The sequence below is a fragment of the Nitrospira sp. BLG_2 genome (assembly GCF_049222245.1).
In genome coordinates this window covers 1-2,358 of the sequence record NZ_JBLYIG010000671.1, presented here as the reverse complement: position 1 = coordinate 2,358, position 2,358 = coordinate 1, and the positions used below count along the sequence as shown (strand labels likewise).

Annotated in this window: 2 protein-coding genes; both read left to right on the top strand. The window is 53.5% G+C overall.

Features of this window, described 5'->3' with window-relative positions; translation table 11 throughout:
- A partial coding sequence (locus ACOSYY_RS17710) for a hypothetical protein (RefSeq protein ID WP_421664158.1) occupies positions 1-218 on the top strand: 218 nt, incomplete at its 5' end.
- A gap of 492 nt (positions 219-710) precedes the next feature.
- A partial coding sequence (locus tag ACOSYY_RS17705; protein ID WP_421664157.1) for an APC family permease occupies positions 711-2,358 on the top strand: 1,648 nt, incomplete at its 3' end.

Genomic DNA, 2,358 nt, shown 5'->3' with positions numbered 1-2,358 from the left:
ACGATGTGGATCTTCAAGATCATATACTCAGGGAGCCGGATGATTCCCAGCCGCTCACAGTAGAACCACCTCTGACCTTATCGGAGATCTTTTCTAAACTGACCGCCGTTGAGCGGCTCTGGCTGGCCAGGATGGTCGAGTCGCATGGCAAAGAGCTGGTACTCGCTCGGTGGCCGGCTTACGAAGTCCACATCAATTACGTGCGGTACCTTCGTTAGATTGACGTGCCTTTCGAGTAGCAGAGAGAGTTGTAAGGGATGCTGAAGGCTGGAAACAACGACAATGCCATACTATAAGCATCGCAAAATTGAGTTAACACCCAAGCGACACGACGATGGAACGTGGAATTGTCCATATCGCATTATTGAATTCAGACATAATTCCTGGGCGTACTTCAATGGGTGCGCTGAAGGCCGCTTTGCGTCCCGAGGAGAGGCTGCATTGGCGGCTATGAAAGAAGCGAAACAGATCATCGAAGCTTTCGAAGGCTCTGCGCATCGGTTATGGGGAAAACCCGGCGCGTTTTTCCGCTGTTGCGGGACTAGGATAAAGAAGATTCTTGGCTTGGTCGCTGACCTCGCACACGTCAAGCACCGACGTAGGAGAAGAAGTTCGCATTCAGGGCCGTGATGGACAGTGGCCAGATTCCGTTTCCTTTAATTAGAGAGATAGTGAGAGAAACCAGTAACATGCCTCTTGGACATCCTTTCATGATTCTGAAGCGATGGCTCGTTGGAGACCCTCTCAAGACCGCCCAAGCGAGACACGAGCGGATTTCAAAAACGGTCGCCCTTGCCATCTTCTCCTCGAACGCTATTTCATCCGTTGCATACGGAACGGAAGAAATCCTCCTGGTTCTTATTCTAGCCGGCTCGGCAGCGGTAGCCTGGTCGATTCCGGTCAGTCTAGCCATTCTATTCCTCGTTCTGGTCCTGACTATCTCCTATCGACAAATTATCTATGAATATCCAGAGGGAGGTGGTGCGTATGTCGTCGCACGGTCCAACCTCGGCGATAGGCCGGCTTTAGTGGCTGCAGCGGCACTCATGATCGATTATGTCTTAACGGTTGCGGTGAGCGTCGCGGCGGGGATCGCGGCCCTCACCTCGGCCATTCCAAGCCTGTTCATTCACCGCGAAGTCTTTGGACTTGTCGCCATTCTATTCATTGTAGTGATGAATCTGCGTGGGGTCCGTGAATCAGGAAAGTTTTTTGCCGTCCCAACCTATTTTGCCATAGGTGCGCTAGGTCTCCTCGTCATCATGGGCACAGTTCGATCTCTCTCCAACTCCGGAGCACCTCCCCTTCCGCCCGGTCCTGTAGAAACTGAGGCTCTTACTTTGTTCTTAGTTCTTCGCTCTTTTGCTGCGGGCTGTTCTGCGGTCACTGGCATGGAAGTCATTTCAAACGGCGTCAAAGCCTTTCGCCCACCTGAATCGAAAAATGCTGCGAACACTATGCTTTGGATGTCCGCGATTCTGGCGTCACTGTTCCTAGGTATCAGCTGGATGGCTTACCACCACGGTATCCTGCCTAAAGCCGACGAGACCGTAGTTTCTCAGCTGGCCCGTCTAACGTTCGGCACCGGGCCAATCTACTACGCCGTACAGATCGGCACCATGGCACTGCTGGTGCTGGCGGCCAACAGCGCCTTCGCAGGATTTCCGCACCTGGCATCAATCCTGGCACGCGACGGATTCATGCCGCATCAAATGGCAACGTTCGGCGATCGGCTGGTCTTTTCGAACGGCATCATCATTCTCGGCGTCTTCGCCTGTCTCTTGCTCGTCGCGTTCGAAGGGGATACGCACGCATTAATTCCCTTGTATGCCATCGGCGTATTTGTGTCATTCACGCTCTCTCAGGCCGGTATGGGGAAGCGATGGCTCATGAAAAAAGGGCCGCATTGGCAGACCAAACTGATCGTCAATGGGGTTGGCGCGGTGACCACCGGCATCGCGACGATCATTATTGCCAGTACCAAATTCACGCAGGGAGCCTGGATCGTGTTTCTGCTTGTCATGATCCTTTTGCTCATGTTCCAAGGGATTCGCTCGCACTATAAGGCCGTCACGGAACAAATCGCGCTGGACCGTCGAGGCGAACGGCCTCCATTACCTCGGCGCAATATCGTGATCATTCCGATCAGCGGCTTAAATCGTGCCGTGGTTCGCGCGTTGGACTATGCGAGAAGCCGATCTGGTGAAATTCGGGCCGTGTACGTGGATTTCGACCCAGAAGAGGGTTCCAAGGTCAAAACCCAATGGGCTCAATGGGGAGGCGGTGTCAATTTGATTGCCCTCTCCTCGCCCTACCGGTCGGTCCTAGGATCGTTATTGAACTACGTTGAAGAAGTGC